Genomic DNA, 20585 nt, shown 5'->3' with positions numbered 1-20585 from the left:
GAAAGAAGGAATAGTGATGGCGAAAGAAACGATATTGACTTACTTAGATCAGCGATTAACGAAAAAAATCACCGACTATGATGTGGCGATCGATTGGGATGCCAAAAATCATACGATCGAATTGGTGCTGCGCTTGTTTGCTGAAAATCCTCACCACGTGCAGATCGACGATGCACAAGGTGTGGCATCAGAAGAAGCGATCATTGAATTTGAAGATGGGATTTTGCTGTATGATCCACAAAAATCAACGTTTGATGAAGAAGATTATTTAGCGACGATCCCTTATGCAGGGAAAAAAGGGATCCAAAAAGCCTTGTTAGACGGATTGGTTGATTACATTCAAGAAATTTTAGAAGAAGGCCAAAGCGATCTGCTTGATTTCTTGAACGATGACAGTGAAGAAGCGATCTTTGAATTGCGATTCAACGAAGAAGAATTTGTGGAGAAAATGACGAACTATCAAGCGGGAGCTGGGGAAACCATGATCCCGTACCCTAGTTACTAAGGAGAACGAACATGAAATGGAATGAAGTAACCGTAGCGACAGCTAGCGAAGCAGTGGAAGCAGTCGCCAATATTTTAATGGAACACGGAGCAAGTGGGGTAGCGATCGAGGACGTTTTAGATATCGAAAATTTTAAAAGCGATGCGTATGGCGAAATTTTGGATAAAGAAACCTATACGACCTTAGAAGAAGGCGCCCAAGTCAGTGCCTATTTCCCAGAGACGATCTTTTTACCAGAAGTGCTGCCGACGATCAAAGCAGCCATCGACCGTCTGCCAGAATATGGTTTGGCGATCGGCAAAAACACCATCACAACGAGCGAGGTCGTGGAAGAAGCATGGGCGACGGCCTGGAAAAAATATTACCATCCAGTCCGTATCTCCCGCTATCTGACGATCGTGCCGAGCTGGGAAAACTATCAACCGCTGCAAGAAGATGAAAAGATCATCACCCTTGATCCGGGGATGGCTTTTGGAACCGGCACGCATCCTACGACACGCTTGACATTACAAGCCCTAGAAGTCTACTTGCGAGGCGGTGAAACCGTCTTAGATGTCGGGACGGGCTCAGGCGTGTTGAGTATCGCCAGTAAATATTTAGGTGCCAAAGACGTGTTCGCTTATGATCTAGATGAAGTCGCTGTGAGGTCCGCCCAAGAAAATATGGCGATGAACCCTATTGCTCACGATGTGACCGTGCAGGCCAATGATCTCTTGCAAGGAGTGACGGTCCCTGCTGATCTTATCGTTGCCAATATTTTAGCGGACATCATTCTATTGATGATCCCTGATGCGTGGCGTCTATTGAAGCAAGAAGGGACCTTGATCGTTTCTGGGATCATTGAGACGAAAAAACAATTAGTGATCGATGCCATGATCGCACAAGGCTTTGAGATCGATCAATTGTTCAATCAAAAAGACTGGTATGCGATCGCCTTTAAAAAACCAGAGGTGGAGTAAGATGCAGCGATATTTTTTACAGGAGCCTTATGAAGCAAAAGCGGTGTTTGCCGTTTCGGGAGAACCCTTCCACCATATGATCCGAGTGATGCGCATGACTCCCGGGGCAAAAGTCGGTTTAGTGTTTGAGGATCATTTGGCGATCATTGCCAAGATCAAAGAAGCCGATGAAGAAACGGTGTACTTAGAGGAAGTCGAAAAAGAACAGCAGGACAAGGAATTGCCGCTGCAGGTCACGATCGCTAGCGGCTACCCGAAAGGCGACAAGCTGGAATTGATCGTTCAAAAAGGAACGGAGCTGGGGGCGGCAGCCTTTATCGGTTTTCCTGCACAAACTTCGGTCGTGAAATGGGATCAAAAGAAATTACAGAAAAAGCAGCAACGGCTGCAAAAAATCGCCCAAGAAGCGGCGGAGCAGTCCCAACGGCAGATCGTACCAGCCATCACGCTGCTGGATAACGCCAAAGCATTTTGGCAAAGCCTCAGTCAGTATGATGCGGTCCTAGTGGCTTATGAAGAATCAGCCAAGCAAGGAGAAGCGGCGATGCTGCTGCAAGTGATCACCGCATTGCCTGTTGGCAGCAAAGTTTTAGCGATCTTTGGTCCAGAAGGCGGTCTGACCCCCTCCGAAATCGAAGAAGCCCAGCAAAACAATGCCAAATTATGCGGGTTAGGCCCTCGAATTTTACGAACAGAAACAGCCCCGTTTTATTTTTTAAGTGCTGTCAGTGTGCTAACGGAATTAAAGAGGATGTGAGTTGATGAATAAGAACCAAGAAGCAATCAGTGTCCGTTTGTTGACGGCCGATCTGACCGACTGGGTCTTGAAGGATTTTATCAATCAATATAAGACGACCTTAAAGGAAGTCGTCGTTTTGCCTAGTGCCATTCGGCGAGCGAAAATCTTGGCACAAGGCTCTTCCCTACAAATCGGCGCAGTGATCGATTACCCCCTTGCCCAAGGAACACTGGCAAAGGTGGCGTTTGAAATTGGTCGGGCGTTTATGGAAGGCGCCGATTTTTTGGAAGTCTGGCTGCCAGCTTCTTCCTTCATGGAAAATGATCGTGGCTTTGCGGAGTTGACTGAAACGATCCGCTCCTTGACCTTGACAGGAGGAGAGATCCGCTTAGCTGTGCAAACCGAGATCATGAATGAATTGACGAAGATCCAAGTAGCACAACGCTTGAAAGAAGAAGCTTGGCCAAAGATCGTGTTAGGGCAAAAACAACCGCTAGCAGAAGCATTGCATGACGTGAGCTTGTTTTCCTTAGATGGTGGCAGTCAACTGTCGATCCAGATCAATCCTGACACAGTCGATGAACAAGCGCTGCAATCACTACAGGCTGCTGGCGCTGAGAAAATCGGGCTCTCGTATCATGTTTTTGAAGAATTGCTTAAGGACAAGCCAGCACCCGATGTGCTTTGAACAACAGCGATTGAAAAATAGCTGAAAAATTTGTATAATAATACTACTAAATAAGAACTGCAGGTTAGACAGGAGTCCCATGCTTAGAACGTTTGTCCGCAAGGCTTTGGGTGCGTGACGAAACGTTAACAGCGACTTCTGTCTGCCTTTTTGATAGCACAAAAAAGAAAAGCAGGAGGCGGAATGAATGGCAAAAGAAGTTATATTGACCGGGCCCAATGTCATCAAATTGGTCGCTCATTATATGAGTGAAGAGCATGTTGCCTTTGTCCAAAAAGCATTAGACTACGCGACAGAAGCCCACAAAGAACAATTCCGTAAATCCGGCGAGCCTTACATTATTCATCCAATCCAAGTTGCGGGGATCTTGGCAGAATTGCAGATGGATCCTCATACCGTTGCAACTGGTTTTTTGCATGATGTCGTCGAAGATACCGATGTGACGTTAGCCGATCTGAAAGAAGAATTCGGTGCCGATGTAGCGATGCTAGTGGATGGCGTGACCAAGCTGGGTAAGATCAAGTACAAATCTCATGAAGAACAATTAGCAGAAAATCATCGAAAAATGTTGATCGCCATGGCGCAAGATTTACGGGTCATCATGGTCAAACTGGCTGACCGTTTACATAATATGCGTACGTTGAAACATCTGCGGGAAGACAAACAACGCCGCATCGCCCAAGAAACGATGGAAATCTATGCCCCATTGGCTCATCGTTTAGGGATCAGCCGCATCAAATGGGAATTAGAAGATATTTCTTTGCGTTATTTGAATCCACAGCAATATTACCGAATCGTGCATTTGATGCAGACAAAGCGAGAAGAACGGGAATCCTACGTTTCTGAAACCGTAGAAGAGATTCGGATCGCCACCGAGGAACTAGATATCTATGCTGAGATCTATGGCCGACCAAAGCATATTTACTCGATCTATCGCAAGATGAAAGACCAAAAGAAACAGTTCAATGAAATCTATGATTTGTTGGCGATCCGAGTGATCGTTGACTCCATCAAAGATTGTTATGCGGTTTTGGGAACGATCCATACAAAATGGAAACCAATGCCTGGGCGGTTCAAGGATTATATCGCGATGCCAAAAGCCAACATGTACCAATCGCTGCATACGACGGTCATTGGTCCCAAAGGCAATCCTGTCGAGATCCAAATTCGGACCCATGAAATGCATGAGATCGCTGAATTTGGGGTTGCTGCGCACTGGGCCTATAAAGAAGGCAAGACCGAAAAAGTCAGAGCCGACAAGATGACCCAACAAGTTGGCTGGTTCCGCGAAATCTTGGAACTACAAGATGAAAGCTATGATGCTTCTGAATTTATGGAAGGTGTCAAAGGCGATATTTTCAGCGACAAAGTCTATGTATTTACGCCAAAAGGTGATGTGACGGAGTTGCCTCAAGGCTCCAGTCCCCTGGATTTTGCCTATAGCATCCATACCGACATCGGTAACAAAACCACCGGCGCCAAGGTCAACGGCAAGATGGTCCAATTGGACTACAAGCTAAAAAATGGGGACATTATCGAGATCTTGACCTCACCAAATTCCTTTGGCCCAAGCCGCGACTGGGTCAAACTAGTGGCTACCAGCAAAGCGAAGAACAAAATCAAACGATTTTTTAAAGCCCAAGATCGTGATGAAAACATCATCAAAGGGCATGAGGCAGTGGTTCGTACCTTACAAGATATGGGCTTTGTGCCGAAAGAATTTTTGACGAAAAGCAAAATGGCGGAAGCTTGCGAACGGTTCAACTACCAAACAGAAGATGATCTATTTGCCTCTGTCGGCTATGGGGAAGTTAGTCCCACGACTTTAGCCAACCGTTTGACCGAAGAAGAACGGCGCGAGAAACAAATCGAGAAGCAAAAGCAGCAAGTCCAAGAGATGATCAATCAACCGACGAAAAAAGAACCAGAAAAAATGAAGGTTCGTCACGAAGGCGGCATTGTCATTGAAGGGGTCGATAACTTGTTGATCCGTATCTCCCGCTGCTGCAATCCGGTCCCTGGAGATTCGATCGTCGGCTACATTACCAAAGGCCGAGGAATCTCGATCCACCGCAGCGATTGTCCCAATGTTCAAAACAAAGACGCCGCGAACCGTTTGATCGATGTTGAGTGGGAAGATGCCACCGACATCAACAAAGAATACGATGCCGATCTTGAGATCTACGGCTATGATCGTTCTGGGTTGCTCAATGATGTCTTACAGACAGTCAACACTGTCACGAAGCGCTTAGTGAGTGTCGAAGCCAAAACCAACAAAGACAAAATGGCAACGATCCGCATCACGGTGGCGATTCAGAATTTGACCCATTTGAAATCGATCGTTGATAAGATCAAGCAGATTCCAGATGTTTACAGTGTCAGACGTACGAAGGGATGAGAAAGAATGCGGGCAGTGATCCAGCGAGTCAGTCAAGCAAGCGTGTCGATTGAGGACAATATCGTCGGTGTGATCCAACAAGGGTTCATGGTTTTGTTGGGGATCACCCATGAGGATACAGGCGACGATGTGGCTTATCTCGTAAGAAAAATCAAAAATCTGCGGGTTTTTGAAGACGAAGAGGGCAAAATGAATCGGTCACTGGAAAGCATAAACGGTGCCGTCTTGAGTATTTCACAGTTCACCCTTTATGGGGAGACCAAGAAAGGCAATCGCCCTAGTTTCATTCAAGCGGCACCGCCAAGTATTGCGATCCCGCTTTACGAAGCCTTTAATGAAGGTTTACAAGCCGAAGGGATCACTGTTGCTACTGGAAAATTTGGCGCAGATATGCAAGTCGCCTTGGTCAATGATGGCCCGGTGACGATCGTGATCGATACGAAAGAAAAATAGGGGATACAAAACGAAGGATTTTCTCGCTGGAAAAGAGTGGGAGAATTCCTTCGTTTTTTTTATACTCTCGAAAGCGTTAAGCATTTTTGATGGAATCCAAGTGAAATCTAAGTTTAAATCGGGAAATCTTACAAAACTGTTAGCAAAAATTCCATTCTTTTATTTGTTATTTAACATCTTTTTCTTGTTCTTTTATAAGGGTTCTTAAATGGAAATATCTTTTTCACCCGTTTTTTAATATTTTAAATTCGAAAAACGATCCTTTATTGCGATTGTTCTTGAGGGAGAAGTATGGAATAATTGTTAAAAAATAATGTCACTGGAGGAAATAACAATGAACTTTTGGCAGCGTGCATTAAAGAGTATCACCAGAAGAAAAGGGAAATCATTTATTTTATTTTTAGTTCTATTTATTTTAGGCAATGTGATCGCTGGTGCTGTAGCAATTCAACAATCCACTGCCAACGTGGAGCGAGAGACGAAACGCAAGATGGGGAACGTAGCTACGGTGGAAATGGATTGGGAAGGTTTTGAAAAAGATCATGCGGATGCTTCGGACGAAGAGCGGTCTCAAGAAGATTTTTATCCGAAACCACCAGCACTGGATGTTTATGAGCAAATCGGTCAATTAAGCTATGTCAAACATTATGACTATCAAATGATGGGCAGTTTAGAAACGAAAGAACTGAAAGCGTATGTACCAGAAGATGGTTCAATGGAGATGGGCGGTCAATACTTCACATTGAAAGGCGGCAATTTGACACAGCCAATAGATATGCAAGAAGGGTTGATTCGTCTGGATGAAGGCGAAGGCCTAACGGAAAAAGATTTAAATGAACTGACGAATGCGGTATTAATCAGTAAAGAAGTTGCTGAACTGAACAACTTGAGTGTCGGTGATCAGCTCGTTTGGGATATCCGGACAAATTCCATGATGGGTGGTGGAAGCGAGATCGTGGATGACGAAGAAAACGATGGCACAGAAGAAACTAGTGATGACAGCAACAGCGCCAGCTTTGATTATCCTGTGACGATCGCTGGGATTTTTTCGGTAGTTAAAAAAGATCAGAGTAATCAAAATGATTCATCGGATCAAAGTGGTAGTCAAAACTCCGATACGATATGGCAAGTGATGGATCAAATCAATACGTTTTATGCCAGTAATAATTTAGTCCTCGATTTTACCAAGATCCAAGCAGAGAAGCTTTGGGGTGAAGAAATCGATGAAGATGCAGATACCTATTATCAACCGATCTTTGTCCTAAATTCAACGGATGACGTCGAAGCCTTTAAACAAGAAGCCGGTGCGTTATTGCCCCAATATTATCGTATCATTGCTAATACGGATCAATACGAGCAGATCGCCGGTGGCTTTACTCGGTTAGGGGTGATCGCAAATTACATCGTGATCATTGCGTCGATCGCAACCATCTTTATTATTTCCTTAGTGGTCTTGCTTTTCTTACGAGATCGGAAACAAGAATTGGGCATCTATCTCTCCTTAGGGGAAAGCCGTGGGAAAGTCATTGGACAGATCGTGATTGAAGTCTTGCTGGTTAGTTTAGCCGCACTGCTATTGTCCTTAGTGACCGGGAACTTATTAGGTGGTGCCGTTTCAAATACCTTGATGCAAAACGATTGGATGAGCAATCAAAATGATATGGGCGGTGTTTATTCTGGCGGTTTGATGGCAGCTGATATTGATTACATGGATATCAAGAATGCCTATCAAGTGTCCTTCTCAGCAGGCTACATCATTACGTATCTGCTGTTAGGTTTAGGAACCGTCTTGTTCTCAGCTATTTTACCGCTGTTGTATATTTTACGCTTGAATCCAAAGAAAATCATGATGTAGGAGGAACCAACGATGACTTTATTAGAAACCAAAGCAGTCGATTACTATTACCAAGACGGCGATCAGCGCCGCTATATACTGAAAGAGACCTCTGTTTCTTTTGAAAAAGGGACTTTCTATGCCATCTTAGGGCAATCTGGTTCGGGAAAAACGACGTTTTTATCCTTGATCAGTGCGTTGGATAGTCCGAAAAGCGGTCAAGTACTTTATGAAGGCACCGATATCGAAAAAATTGGGCATGAAAATTATCGCCGCGACGACATCAGTATCATTTTCCAAAGCTATAATCTGATTCCCTATTTAAGTGCAGTTGAAAATGTCTTAGTGCCGATGGCGATCACGAAAAATCAGCTGCCAGACAATCAGCGAGAAGTGGCATACAATTTACTGGATTATATAGGCATCACCAAAGAAAAAGCCGATCGGCTCGTCAATCAATTATCTGGTGGAGAACAACAGCGGGTAGCGATCGCCCGGGCGTTAGCCACCAATGTCGATATCATTTTAGCGGACGAACCAACCGGGAATTTGGATGAAGAAATGGAACAAGAGATCATCGATATCTTTAAGGAGCTGGCACACGTCCACAACAAATGTGTGATCGTCGTGACCCACGCCAACGAGATCGCTCAACAAGCGGATGAAGTCTTGTATTTACGTAAAGGTGTGTTGAGCAAACATGAGTGATTTTTTATCAAATTTTAGCCCGGACAACTATGATGGCAAAAAGAAACCCACGCCCGATCGCGAGAAAAAAACCAGCGAACCTGTCGGAGATCAAAACGCAAGTGGCGCGGAGCAAGCGGGCAAACCAGCAGAGCCGACGACGGTTCACCAATCAGAAGAGTCGACCGCTAGTGAGCCACTGAGTCGTTCGGCAGCCCGTCAACAAACACAGACGACTGAAGCAAAAGCGGCGAGTTCTTCGACGGAGAAGGTAGCATCAAAGGAACCAGTCAGCCGGTTTGGGAAAGAAGAAACGGAATTTGATCCGACCTACAAAAAGCGTAGGCAGAAAAAAATCTTGCTGATTGCCCTACTGACCGCCTTGGCGGTTGCCGTGATTGGGATCGTCTACTATCAAATGACCCATGTGAAGGTGCCAGATTTCACTGCCCAAGATCTGTCAGAAGCGCGGACGTGGGGCATGGAAGAAGGCGTCGCTATCAAAGTAGAGCAAGAATATGATTTTGACAAAGACGTCAACCAAGTGATTGACCAAAGTGTTGACCCTGACAAAAAGATCAAGAAGGGTGCCACATTGACACTGACGGCGAGTCTCGGGCCTGATCCTGAAGAACGCTTAGAGCTGCCAGATTTTTCAGCGATGCAAGTGACCGAAGCAAAAGAATGGATCGCCAGCAATAAAGCCGAGAACCTCTCTTTGATCGAACAATTTGACGACAATGTAGCAGCAGAAGCCTTTATTAAACAAGAGGCGGCCAACAAAGAGCTTGATTTGGCGGAATACAAACGCAAAGACCGTTTGAGTGTCTATTATTCAAAAGGGAAAGAAGTCTTTGAAAAAAATATTGAAGTACCTGATTTTACGGGCAAAGCCAAGAGTGAAGCTTCTGAATGGGCGAAAAAGAATGACTTGAAATACAAAGAAGAAACCGTCTTTTCTGACAGTGTCGCCCTGGATCTGGTGGTTTCACAAGAACCAGTCAAAGGCAGCAAACTCGCGAAAAAAGATGAATTTGTGGTGAAGGTCTCAAAAGGCCAAGCATTGACCGTTCCAGATTTTTCACAATACACGATCGAAGAAGCCCAAGGACTAGAATCGAAAATCCCGCTGCAAGTCAGCACAGTCTATTCCGATCAAGTGGCGTATGGTAGTTTCTTGAGCCAGTCGGAAGAAGCAGGCAAAGAATACAGCGAAAGCGATACTTTGCCAACCGTCAAAGTCGTCTACTCAATAGGCCGACCATATTTAAAAGACATCCGTTTTCAAGCAACGGAAGGCGACTTGCCAAAACTATTCTTTGATGAATACAAATCAAAAGGCGCCAACGTCTATTATGAAATCTACTATATCGATTCGGCGGAACCAAAAGGAACCGTTGTTGAAATGAGCCGCTACGGCGAGTTTATTCCCCTAGAAACGTGGATCACCATCGGGATCAGCCGCGGCAATCTGCAAGGCAGTACCCAAACACCGCCGGCAGATGATGGCGGTGACGATGTCGATGAACCGATCAGTACCGCTGGTTCAAACGCTACCGAATAATCCTTACTAAGTGCTTTTTCAAACCGCATCAAAAAAGCAAGCACCCTTCTTTTTGGAAGGGTGCTTTTTACTTACTAATTGTAAAAAAAACACAAGCGAGCCGCTTGAAATCGCTGGGTCGATAAAGTAAACTTGATGGTAACGATAAAAAATGGCTCCGCAGTGCCATCTATAGAAGGGACGAAACAAATGATAAAAAAATTACTCGCGAATGTTGGCAGCTATAAGAAGGACAGCTTGCTGACCCCTGTGTATGTAGCAGGAGAGGTTGCCTTAGATGTCATTATGCCCCTGATCATGGCCATGATGATCGACCAAGGGATCGAAAAAGGAGACGCCGGTGTGATTCTAAGAGATGGCGGCTTGCTTTTTTTATGTTCCTTGATCGCATTACTTTTAGGAACGCTTGGCGGACGAACGGCAGCGATCGCTTCGGCTGGTTTTGCCCGCAACCTGCGGCACAATCTGTTTCGCCGAATCCAAGATTTTTCCTTTTCAAACATTGACCGCTTTTCTTCCTCCAGTTTGATCACCCGCTTGACCACTGACGTGACCAACGTCCAAAATGCTTACCAAATGATTATTCGTATTCTGGTCCGTAGTCCGTTAGTTCTGATTTTTTCACTTGCAATGGTTAGCACCATCAGTCCAGAACTTATGACGATCTATCTGGTTGTTTTACCGATCTTAGCGATTGGTCTGGCTTTAGTTATACGTTTTGCCCACCCGCTGTTTCTAAAAGTATTCCGCATTTATGACCGCCTGAATAATGTGGTGCAAGAAAATTTACAAGGGGTTCGCGTCGTGAAATCGTATGTTCGGGAAGAACAGCAAGAAGAACTGTTTGGCGAAGTGTCCACCGATGTTTATCGGAATTTCACGCTGGCGCAACGAATCGTCTCTTTCAACATGCCATTGATGCAATTTTCTGTCTATACGTGTATGCTGCTCCTGTCATGGTTTGGTGCTCAGCTGATCGTGGAACAAAGCAGCCTGACCACTGGGGAGTTAGTCAGCATGTTCAACTACACGATGCAGATTTTGATGAGCTTGATGATGATGTCGATGGCTTTCGTGCAGATTTTGATCGCACGAACGTCGGCAGAACGGGTCGTAGAAGTATTAGATGAAGAAAGTGACTTGAAAAATCCCGCCGATCCAGTCAAAGAGATCAAAGACGGCTCCATCGTTTTTGAGAATGTCGGCTTTAGTTACGCCAATGACAAAAACAAGCTGGCGCTGACGGATGCAAATCTGCGTATCGAATCCGGGGAAGTCATTGGAGTCATTGGCGGGACCGGGAGCGGAAAATCCACCCTTGTCCAGCTGATCCCCCGCTTATATGATGTGATCGAAGGGCGTGTCATCGTCGGCGGTCATGATGTTCGCGACTATGATTTAGAAGCATTGCGGGACCAAGTAAGTATGGTCTTGCAAAACAATGTCCTTTTTAGTGGCACCATCAACGACAATTTACGTTGGGGCAATGAAGAGGCGTCGGATGAAGAGATCCAGCGCGTGGCAACGATCGCACAAGCCGATCCCTTCATTCAAGAATTTCCTGATAAATATGAAACGCAGATCTCACAAGGAGGAAACAATGTTTCTGGTGGACAAAAACAACGGTTGACGATTGCTCGTGCCTTGTTGAAGAAACCGAAAATCTTGATCCTCGATGATTCTACCAGTGCCGTCGATACCAAAACCGACCGCAGTATTCGTGAAGGCTTGAAACGAGAAATCCCGGGAACGACGACGATCATTATTTCCCAACGGATCAATTCGATCGAAGACGCAGATCGGATCATCGTAATGGATGATGGCAAAATCAACGGCATCGGTACCCATGAAGAATTATTGGCAAACAATGCCATCTATCAAGAAGTGTACCATTCGCAGCAGAAAGGATTTGGTGAAGGTGAAGAATAGACAAGCAGCAAATCCCAAGCGCACATTGAAACGTTTATTGCGAACGATGTTTGGCGACTACAAAGGACAACTCCTATTCGTCGTTGTTATGATCTTGCTAAGTGCCTTTGCCAACGTTCGCGGTTCGTTGTTTTTACAAGTAGTGATCGACGATCATATCACACCGCTTTTAGGGCAAGCCAATCCTGATTTTGGCGGCTTGTTGCGGGCGATCGTCCAAATGGCGATCATCTACCTGATTGGGATCTTGGCCGCACTGATCTATAACTTTATGATGGTCAAGATCAGTGAAGGGACGCAGAAAAAAATCCGTGACCAAATGTTTACACATATGCAGTCTCTACCAGTCGGCTACTTTGATGCCCGCTCAGATGGCGACATCATGAGTCACTTTACCAACGACATGGATACGTTGCGTCAAATGATCTCCCAAAGTATTCCAAACTTGATGATGGCGGCGGTAACCTTTTGTTCTGTCTTTATCGCCATGTTCTCCATCAGTGTTCCATTGACTCTGTTCGTGATGCTGTCGGTTATTTTGATGCTGAATGTGATCCGCATCATTTCTCGCCGCAGCGGTCGCTTCTTTGGCGCACAGCAACGAGATTTAGGCGCTGTCAACGGGTATATCGAAGAAATGATGCACGGACAAAAAGTCGTCAAGATCTTCAATCATGAAAAAATCGTCATGGAAGAATTTGATGCCTTAAATGACCAACTGCAAGAAAGTGCCACTAAAGCCAATGTCAATGCCAATACCTTGATGCCGATCATGATGAACTTACTGAATGTCCAATATGTCTTGATCGCCATCATTGGGGGCCTGTTTGCCATCAATGGTGTTTCTGGCCTAACGGTCGGGATGATCGCTTCTTTCTTGCAACTGAGCCGTTCATTGAATGGCCCTATCAGCCAAGTATCACAACAAATCAACTTTGTGATCATGGCATTAGCCGGTGCTGAGCGGATCTTCCATCTATTAGATGAAACGCCAGAAATCGATCATGGCTACGTCACACTGGTCAATGCCAAATGGTCGCAAGGTCAGCTAGTTGAAACCAAAGAACGAACAGGCACGTGGGCGTGGAAACATCCCCACGAGGATGGGACCATTACCTATACGGAAGTGACGGGAGACGTGCGATTTGAAGATGTTGATTTCGGCTATGTCGACAATCAACTGGTCTTACATGATATCAATCTGTATGCAGAGCCTGGGCAAAAAGTTGCTTTTGTCGGTGCCACAGGTGCTGGTAAGACAACGATCACCAATTTGATCAATCGGTTCTACAACATCCAAGATGGGAAGATTCGTTATGATGGCATCAATATTGAAAAAATCCATCTTGAATCCCTGCGCCGCTCCTTAGGGATCGTGTTGCAAGACACCCATTTGTTTACTGGAACGATTCGCGAGAATATTCGCTTCGGAAAACTGGATGCTAGTGATGAAGAAGTGCTGGCAGCGGCGAAATTAGCCAATGCCGACATGTTTATCAACCACTTGCCAGAAAAATACGACACCGTGATCACGGGCGATGGCGAAGGGCTTTCCCAAGGGCAACGTCAGCTGTTGGCAATTGCGCGGGCAGCGATCGCTGATCCGCCAGTGATGATCTTAGACGAAGCCACCTCAAGCATCGATACCCGTACAGAGCGGATCGTCCAAACAGGGATGGACCGTTTGATGTCTGGACGGACCGTGTTTGTGATTGCCCATCGATTGTCTACGATCCAAAACTCAGATGCCATCATGGTGATGGATCATGGCCGTATCATTGAGCGGGGGACTCATGAAACGCTATTGGCGGAAAAAGGCACCTATTATCAGCTCTATACTGGAAAAATCGAATTGGATTGATCCTGCCATGGCTACGGCTTGAAGCTGCAGCGACTGGCGATCTACCTATTTTTCCCTTGTTTGCAACGACCGATTGGCAGTAAGCCAGTCGGTTTTTTTGCGCAGCTCGAAAAAATGGTATACTGTCACTGAGACAGCCGCACAACGGCGGCAGCACATAAGCAGTTGTGCTGCGAAAATGGATTCCATGAGGTGAAAACATGAAACTAGCATTGGCAAAGATCGTTTTAGATGATGAGTGGTATGAAGTGGTCCAATCGGAAAAAGGGTTAGTTTATTTTGGTCGGCAGCAGGATCATCATGAATTACTCAAGTTCTTTCCATTGGCTGAAATCAGTGATACAGCTGACCTTGATCCAGTAATTGAAGCGCAGCTGCAAGCTTATTTTGCAGGGGAACCAGTGACATTTACTTTTGCGTTTGATTTTGTCGGGACACCGTTTCAACAAACTGTTTGGCAAGCACTGACCCAAATTCCTTATGGACAAACCACTACGTATAGTGACTTGGCGCTGCGCATTCAACGGCCGACTGCTGTCCGCGCTGTCGCAAATGCAGTGGGGCGTAATCCGATGATGATCGTGGTTCCTTGTCATCGTGTGTTAGGAAAAAACGGCCGCTTGACGGGGTATCGGGGCGGGTTAGCGACCAAACGCCGACTACTGCAACTGGAAGGGATTCCGTTTAAAGAGTAAGGGAAGCAAACTATTTATAGTAAAAAATACTAAAAAGCAATTTCATTTCCTTTTTTCTCTGGTATAATTAAATTGATTCCGGTTACAAGAAGGGGTGGAGGAAATGAACATCGTTGATTTGCAAAATGGTTCTGATATTCGAGGAATTGCGATCGCAACAGAGAAAGAGCAGGTGACACTGACAGAGCAAGCGGTTCGGCAAGTTGCTTCGGGCTTGCGCAACTGGTTGGCAACAAAGGGCAGCGGGCCTTTTCGTGTGGCAGTCGGTCGTGACAGTCGCTTGAGTGGCGAAGCACTTCAAGAAGTGTTGATGGCACAGCTGCAGCAAGAAGGCGTGGCAGTGATCGATTGCGGCTTGGCAACGACACCTGCCATGTTTATGAGTACACAGTTTGCGGATTTCGACTGTGATGCTGGTGTGATGCTGACAGCGAGTCATTTGCCTTATTACTTTAATGGAATAAAAATTTTCAGCCGCCAAGGCGGTGCCGAAAAAACGGATATCCACTATATTTTGACCCACACTACCGTTCATGAGGCAGCGGAAAAAGGGCGCTATCAGCAAAAAGACCTGCTGACGCCTTATGCCCAAGATCTACTGCAAAAAATTCGCCAAGGGATGGGAACCAATGAGGAAAAACCTTTGGCTGGATTAAAGATCATTGTTGATGCAGGCAATGGTGCCGGTGGCTTTTTTGCTGAAAAAGTGTTGCTACCGCTGGGAGCAGATACGAATGGCTCGCAATTTTTAGAACCGGATGGGCATTTTCCCAATCATATCCCGAATCCAGACAATAAAGAGGCAATGGCAAGTATTCGCGAAGCCGTCTTGCGGGAACAAGCTGATTTAGGCATTATTTTCGATACCGATGTCGACCGCTCGGCGGTCGTGACCAAAAGCGGTGAGCCCTTGAACCGCAACAATATGATCGCTGTATTAAGCAAGATCATCTTAGCGGAACACCCTGGCACGCGTATCGTCACCAATTCGCCAACCTCTAATCATTTAAAAACCTTTATCGAAGCACTGGGAGGGCAGCAAGTACGCTATATTTCTGGCTACCGCAATGTGATCAACAAAGCGATCGAATTGAATGAAGCAGGACTGGACACACAGTTAGCCATCGAAACCAGCGGGCATGCCGCGTTTAAAGAAAATTTCTTTTTAGATGACGGGGCGTACGTGATCGCCAAGCTCTTGATGATGCTGCCTCAATTGCAACAGCAAGGCACGACACTGGATGAGCTGATCGCGGCGTTGCAACAACCCGCCGAGACCCAAGAATTGCGCTTTGCGATCCAACAAGCCGACTATCAAGACTATGGTCGCCAAGTAATCGCGGATTTAGCCGATCATTTGCTGCCAGGCTGGCAGATCGATCCAGAAAATGAGGAAGGCATTCGCATCAACTTGACAGCGCCCTATGGCCAAGGCTGGTTCTTGCTGCGAATGAGCCTGCACGAACCACTGCTGGTGCTGCAGATCGAAAATGATGAAGCGGGTCATCTACCGGCAGTCGTTCAAGCGATCGGTCGCTTCCTATCGCAGTATGAAGCCATCGATCAAAGCAAACTGACACAGTTTTTAGCACAGCAACCAAAAATTTGAAGAAAAGCAGGGAACTAAAATGGTGATCTTGATGCTGCTGATCATGGCAGTGACGTATGGTGTGAATTTTTTCTTGTTTCGTTACTTGAACAAACGACCAAAAATCGATGTCGTTGAACGGTTATCGATGTTATTAGGTGTCAACATGAGTGTGCTTTTTTTCGATGGAATCTTATTGTTTATCGGTAAATTACTGATCGAGACGGTAGAGATCATCGAATAACCCAATAGACATTTTTGCTTTGCCTCGCCACTGGCTTCTACCGTCAGTGGCGAGGTTTTTTAGGGTTTGCTAAAAACGGCGATTAATGTTCGCATTCGTTTTTGATATTTGATAAAGTAAAGAGGAGAAAATTACACAAAGTGAGGGAATTCACGGATATGGCAAAAATAATGGTAGTAGAAGATGAAGCGGTGATTCGCCAACTGATTATCGAAGAACTAGAAAAATGGCAGTTTGAGACCTTTGGCACGACGGATTTCCATCAAGTGTTGACTGACTTTGAAGAACAAGAGCCCCAACTGATTTTACTGGATATCAACTTGCCGGTTTTTGATGGCTACTATTGGTGTCAAAAAATCCGCGAAGCTTCCAAAGTACCAATCATTTTTATTTCTAGCCGCAATACCAATATGGATATGATCATGGCCATGAATATGGGAGCGGACGATTTTGTGACAAAACCTTTTGAGATTGACGTTCTGATTGCAAAAATCAATGCGCTGCTGCGCCGTTCCTACAACTATGTAGAAAGTAGCAGTGAAACGTTAGTGCATAACGGTTTGACCCTCAATATCGACAACAGCAGCATGTATATCAATGGCGAAAGCATCGATCTTAGCAAAAACGAATACCGCCTGCTGTATATTTTGATGAAAAATCACGGCAAGATTTTAAGTCGGGAAAAACTCTTGCGGGCCTTATGGGATGACGAGCGATTTGTAGACGACAATACCTTGACGGTCAATATCAATCGTTTGCGACGAAAAATCGAACAAGCGGGGATGAACGGCTACATTGAGACCAAGGTTGGTCAAGGGTATATCGTACCATGACAAAGTGGCGAGTTTTGCGCAGTTTTTTGAAAGATCGTTGGCTGCTGTTTATCGGTTGGCTAGTCTTTTTCGTGTTGACGGTCTTAGTTTTTTGGCTGACTCCTCATTCCCCGATGGATTGGGGCACAGTCGGCTATCTCTTTTTGATGCAAAGTGTCTTGATGGTGTTCTTTTTAGCAGTCAGCTACTTATCTAAGCGGCGTTTTTGGCAAAAAATCACCCCCAAGCCTGGAGACAGCTTGCTGCAAAACTACTTGCAAGGAGCACGCTCGGCGGAAGAAGAACGGATCGAATCCTACATCAATCAGTTGATCCGAGAGCACCAAGAATTGATGCAGCAAGTCGTCAGCAATCAAGAAGAACAAAAGGAATACATCGATTCGTGGGTCCATGAGATCAAAGTCCCTTTAGCTGCATCACGATTGCTTTTGCATTCGATCGAATTTGATATTCCCGATGAAAAATTCATCTTACTAGAAAATGAATTGAACCGCATGAACGAATACGTCGAGCAAGTCTTATACGTCGCCCGCTTAGACAGCTTTTCAAAAGATTATCTGGTGCAAGAAATTTCATTGAAAGCCGTCATCCAGCCAGTTTTACGCAGTCAGGCCAATTATTTTATCCAAAAGAACCTGCACTATGCCGTTGAAGGCGAGGATCAGCAAGTGTTGACCGATGAAAAATGGCTCGGCTTTATCTTTCGACAGCTGGTCAGCAATGCCGTGAAGTACACACCACAAAATGGGCAGCTGACGATTCGGATCGAAAAAGATGCCCAAGGGACCTATCTCCACTTGCAAGATAGTGGGATCGGCATTCCTAAAGAAGACATGCGGCGCATCTTTGATAAAGGCTTTACGGGCGAAAATGGGCGCCAAACGGACACCCACTCGACGGGATTGGGGCTCTTTTTAGCGAAAAGTTTAGCGAAGGAATTAGGCATCGAGCTAACGGCTTCGTCGACAGTTGGAAAAGGAACCACCATGACGCTGTTCTTTCCGTTGTTGAGTTATTATGAGGAAAAACGCTAATCTGCTTTTTTTCGAGTATCTTTTTGTGTTTTTTGACAAAAATCACTTGTCCCTAGAACGTTTTCACTGATACACTAAAGCCTGTGTTTAAAATTGAATGGTAAGGATGAATGAAATGGAGATACTCGTTGCATTAGTACCAATGTTTGCGTGGGGCAGCATTGGTTTAGTAAGTGCCAAACTTGGCGGGGATGCGAACCAGCAAACGCTAGGAATGACGATTGGTGCCTTTTTCTTTTCGCTGGTCGTATTTTTTGTGACGATGCCAGTGATTGATGGAAAGGTGATTTTGATCGGTCTTTTGTCTGGTCTTTTTTGGTCCGTCGGTCAAAACGGTCAATTCCATGGCATGAAATATTTAGGTGTGTCTGTTGGACTGCCGCTTTCAACCGGCATGCAGCTGATTTTAAATACAGTCGCAGGTGCATTGTTTTTTGCAGAATGGACACAGACCCGCGATTATGCACTAGGTGTTAGCGCATTGATCTTGTTGGTGATCGGGGCGTATCTGACCGCTCGTCAAGATGGCGAAAGTCCGGTAGAAGCTGGCAGCAAGATGCTTGATTTTCCTAAAGGATTTCGGGCATTGATCTCATCAACGATCGGTTACGGCGCCTATACGATTTTGATTACTTGGGCAGGATTGGACCCCTTGGCGATCATTTTGCCACAAAGTGTCGGGATGCTGATCGGTGCCAGCCTATTTGCTTTAAGGAAGACGAAGGTCGACCGTTTTGTAGGGAAAAATACTTTGTCAGGGTTGTTATGGGGCATCGGAAATGTCTGCATGCTGATCACGGTTCAGCAAGTCGGACTCGCGGTGGGCTTCTCATTGTCGCAGATGGGGATCATCATTTCAACGCTAGGCGGGATTTTTATTCTCGGCGAAAAGAAAACCAAGAAAGAACTGCGTTATGTGGTGATTGGTTGTCTGCTGGTGATTATCGGTGGTGTTTTGCTGGGGTATATGAAAGCAACATAAACTTATATTTTTGAGGAGGAGTTATGGATTTATTTCGAAAAAAAGTCATACAACGGGAAAGTGTGACGAATTTAAAAAAAGAGTTGAAGTTAAAAGATTTGATTATGTTGGGGATCGGCGCCATTATCGGCACAGGTATCTTTGTTGTTACAGGGACTGCTTCTGCTGAGTATGCCGGACCGGCATTGATTCTTTCCTTTGTTGTAGCTGGTATCGTTGTTGTGTTATCAGGGCTTTCTTTTGCGGAATTTGCTTCTCGGATCCCTGTTTTAGGGGGCGCCTATTCGTATCTGTATGTCGTTTTTGGTGAATTTACCGCGTGGCTGGCAGGCTGGTTTTTGATTTGCGAGTTCTTATTGGCCGTTTCTTCGGTGGCATCTGGCTGGTCGGGCTATGTACAAGGCTTCTTGGCCAGTGCGGATATCCATTTACCAACCGCTTTGACGGGCGGTTATGATCCAAGCAAGGGGACCTACATTGATCTGATTGCTGGTTTAGTCATTATTTTTGTAACCTTGTGGGTCAGCCAAGAAGCGAAAAAAGCGTTGCGTTTGAATAATGCCATGGTATGGGTGAAATTCGGCGTGATCCTCTTGTTTATCGTCTTTGGTGCCTTTTTCGTGGAACCAGACAACTGGCAGCCCTTTATGCCCTTTGGTTTTTCAGGCGTCTTTAATGGTGCAGCGTTAGTCTTCTTTGCTTTTCTTGGCTTTGATGCCGTCGCAATGGCGGCGGAAGAAGTTGAAGATGCAAAGAAAAATGTCCCTCGGGGGATCATTGGTTCCATTGCGATCGCAACAGTCCTTTATATCATTGTCACACTGATCATGACGGGAATCGTGCCGTTTGCTGAATTAGGAGTCAATGATCCGGTGGCTTTTGCGATGCGTTATGTCGGTCATGGAGTGGTCGGATCAATCATTTCCGTAGGGGCGATCTTGACCTTATTAACAGTGACGATCGCTATGATGTACTCTTTGGCGCGTCTGTTATATGCCATCAGTAAAGATGGGTTATTGCCAAAAGCCATGCAAGCCATCGATCCTAAGCATAAAACACCAAAGAAAGCGACCTACATCGCTGGTGTTTTTGCTTTCTTCTTTGCGGCAGCTTTCCCGTTGAATATCTTGGCAGAATTGACCAACATTGCGGCATTGTCTTATATGATCTTAATGTCCTTAGGGATCATCAAGCTGCGGAAGATGATGGGGCCACCTGCTAAAGGTGAATTTAAAGTACCCCTGGTACCGTTATTGCCTTTGCTGTCTGTTGCCAGCTGTCTCTTCTTGATGACCCGTCTGCAAACGGCGACCTGGATCGTTTTTGGGATCTCCTTAGTGATCGGAATCGCGATCTATTTTGTATATGGCTATCGTAACAGTGAATTAAATGAGAAAATCGAAGAATAAGATAGCGAAAAGACAAAGACCCAGATGTGCTGGGCTCCCCGTCAAGTGGACAATGAAATAGAATAAAATTATTTTGACGACTGTCTACCGAAATTCGGTAGGCAGTTTTTATGTTTTTTACTTTGTTTAACCTCAACTTTGCTCGACTGGCCTCCTTCTTGGTTAAGCGGATTTATTCTATTC

General features: G+C 45.4%; 18 protein-coding genes. All 18 read left to right on the top strand.

Annotation, left to right across the window (positions count from 1 at the left end; genetic code table 11):
• Positions 1 to 16 precede the first annotated feature (16 nt).
• The 18 genes from IGI71_RS15450 to IGI71_RS15365 all read left to right on the top strand — a co-directional run bounded on the left by IGI71_RS15450 (position 17) and on the right by IGI71_RS15365 (position 20402).
• The gene (locus IGI71_RS15450; protein ID WP_005227763.1) at positions 17 to 505 is read left to right on the top strand and encodes a DUF3013 family protein; all 489 of its coding nucleotides are present in this window, start codon (positions 17 to 19) and stop codon (positions 503 to 505) included.
• Between the two features lie 11 nt (positions 506 to 516).
• A complete protein-coding gene (gene prmA / locus IGI71_RS15445) occupies positions 517 to 1464 on the top strand; it encodes a 50S ribosomal protein L11 methyltransferase (RefSeq protein WP_010749037.1) in 948 nt (315 codons plus the stop codon).
• A gap of 1 nt (position 1465) precedes the next feature.
• Positions 1466 to 2221: a 16S rRNA (uracil(1498)-N(3))-methyltransferase gene (locus IGI71_RS15440; RefSeq protein WP_005227767.1), complete on the top strand. Its 756-nt coding sequence runs from the start codon at positions 1466 to 1468 to the stop codon at positions 2219 to 2221.
• A gap of 4 nt (positions 2222 to 2225) precedes the next feature.
• On the top strand, positions 2226 to 2891 hold the full coding sequence (locus IGI71_RS15435) for a deoxyribose-phosphate aldolase (protein WP_123834772.1): 666 nt from the start codon (positions 2226 to 2228) through the stop codon (positions 2889 to 2891).
• Between the two features lie 187 nt (positions 2892 to 3078).
• Positions 3079 to 5289, top strand: a complete 2211-nt coding sequence (locus IGI71_RS15430; protein ID WP_005227770.1) for a RelA/SpoT family protein — start codon at positions 3079 to 3081, stop codon at positions 5287 to 5289.
• Between the two features lie 6 nt (positions 5290 to 5295).
• Complete coding sequence (gene dtd, locus IGI71_RS15425) at positions 5296 to 5742, top strand: D-aminoacyl-tRNA deacylase (protein WP_270266757.1); 447 nt, start codon at positions 5296 to 5298, stop codon at positions 5740 to 5742.
• 313 nt (positions 5743 to 6055) lie between these two features.
• Positions 6056 to 7597: an ABC transporter permease gene (locus IGI71_RS15420; RefSeq protein WP_430615885.1), complete on the top strand. Its 1542-nt coding sequence runs from the start codon at positions 6056 to 6058 to the stop codon at positions 7595 to 7597.
• Positions 7598 to 7609: 12 nt separating this feature from the next.
• Positions 7610 to 8284 (top strand): ABC transporter ATP-binding protein, encoded by a 675-nt coding sequence (locus IGI71_RS15415; protein ID WP_005227776.1) that lies wholly within the window; start codon positions 7610 to 7612, stop codon positions 8282 to 8284.
• The gene (locus IGI71_RS15410) at positions 8277 to 9827 is read left to right on the top strand and encodes a PASTA domain-containing protein (RefSeq protein WP_430615884.1); all 1551 of its coding nucleotides are present in this window, start codon (positions 8277 to 8279) and stop codon (positions 9825 to 9827) included. Before IGI71_RS15415 ends, IGI71_RS15410 begins: the two co-directional genes overlap by 8 nt.
• A gap of 189 nt (positions 9828 to 10016) precedes the next feature.
• Complete coding sequence (locus IGI71_RS15405; protein WP_010749042.1) at positions 10017 to 11756, top strand: ABC transporter ATP-binding protein; 1740 nt, start codon at positions 10017 to 10019, stop codon at positions 11754 to 11756.
• Entirely contained in the window at positions 11695 to 13617 is a 1923-nt protein-coding gene (locus IGI71_RS15400; protein ID WP_430616359.1) for an ABC transporter ATP-binding protein, read from the top strand. Before IGI71_RS15405 ends, IGI71_RS15400 begins: the two co-directional genes overlap by 62 nt.
• 200 nt (positions 13618 to 13817) lie before the next feature.
• Positions 13818 to 14312: a methylated-DNA--[protein]-cysteine S-methyltransferase gene (locus IGI71_RS15395; protein ID WP_142424911.1), complete on the top strand. Its 495-nt coding sequence runs from the start codon at positions 13818 to 13820 to the stop codon at positions 14310 to 14312.
• 103 nt (positions 14313 to 14415) lie between these two features.
• Entirely contained in the window at positions 14416 to 15921 is a 1506-nt protein-coding gene (locus tag IGI71_RS15390; protein WP_430615883.1) for a phosphomannomutase/phosphoglucomutase, read from the top strand.
• A 19-nt stretch (positions 15922 to 15940) separates the two neighbouring features.
• The gene (locus IGI71_RS15385) at positions 15941 to 16144 is read left to right on the top strand and encodes a hypothetical protein (RefSeq protein WP_005227790.1); all 204 of its coding nucleotides are present in this window, start codon (positions 15941 to 15943) and stop codon (positions 16142 to 16144) included.
• Between the two features lie 158 nt (positions 16145 to 16302).
• The gene (gene sapR / locus IGI71_RS15380; protein ID WP_005227794.1) at positions 16303 to 16977 is read left to right on the top strand and encodes a two-component system response regulator SapR; all 675 of its coding nucleotides are present in this window, start codon (positions 16303 to 16305) and stop codon (positions 16975 to 16977) included.
• Entirely contained in the window at positions 16974 to 18011 is a 1038-nt protein-coding gene (gene sapS, locus IGI71_RS15375) for a two-component system sensor histidine kinase SapS (protein ID WP_010749047.1), read from the top strand. Before sapR ends, sapS begins: the two co-directional genes overlap by 4 nt.
• A gap of 115 nt (positions 18012 to 18126) precedes the next feature.
• Positions 18127 to 18993: a GRP family sugar transporter gene (locus IGI71_RS15370; RefSeq protein WP_015510464.1), complete on the top strand. Its 867-nt coding sequence runs from the start codon at positions 18127 to 18129 to the stop codon at positions 18991 to 18993.
• A 23-nt stretch (positions 18994 to 19016) separates the two neighbouring features.
• Positions 19017 to 20402: an APC family permease gene (locus IGI71_RS15365; RefSeq protein ID WP_430615882.1), complete on the top strand. Its 1386-nt coding sequence runs from the start codon at positions 19017 to 19019 to the stop codon at positions 20400 to 20402.
• The last annotated feature ends 183 nt before the right edge of the window (positions 20403 to 20585 follow it).

The sequence above is a fragment of the Enterococcus sp. DIV1279b genome (assembly GCF_050531515.1).
Lineage (GTDB): Bacteria > Bacillota > Bacilli > Lactobacillales > Enterococcaceae > Enterococcus_D > Enterococcus_D casseliflavus.
The sequence above is the reverse complement of the archived record's forward strand: the minus strand, read 5'-3'. Positions and strand labels throughout refer to the sequence as shown.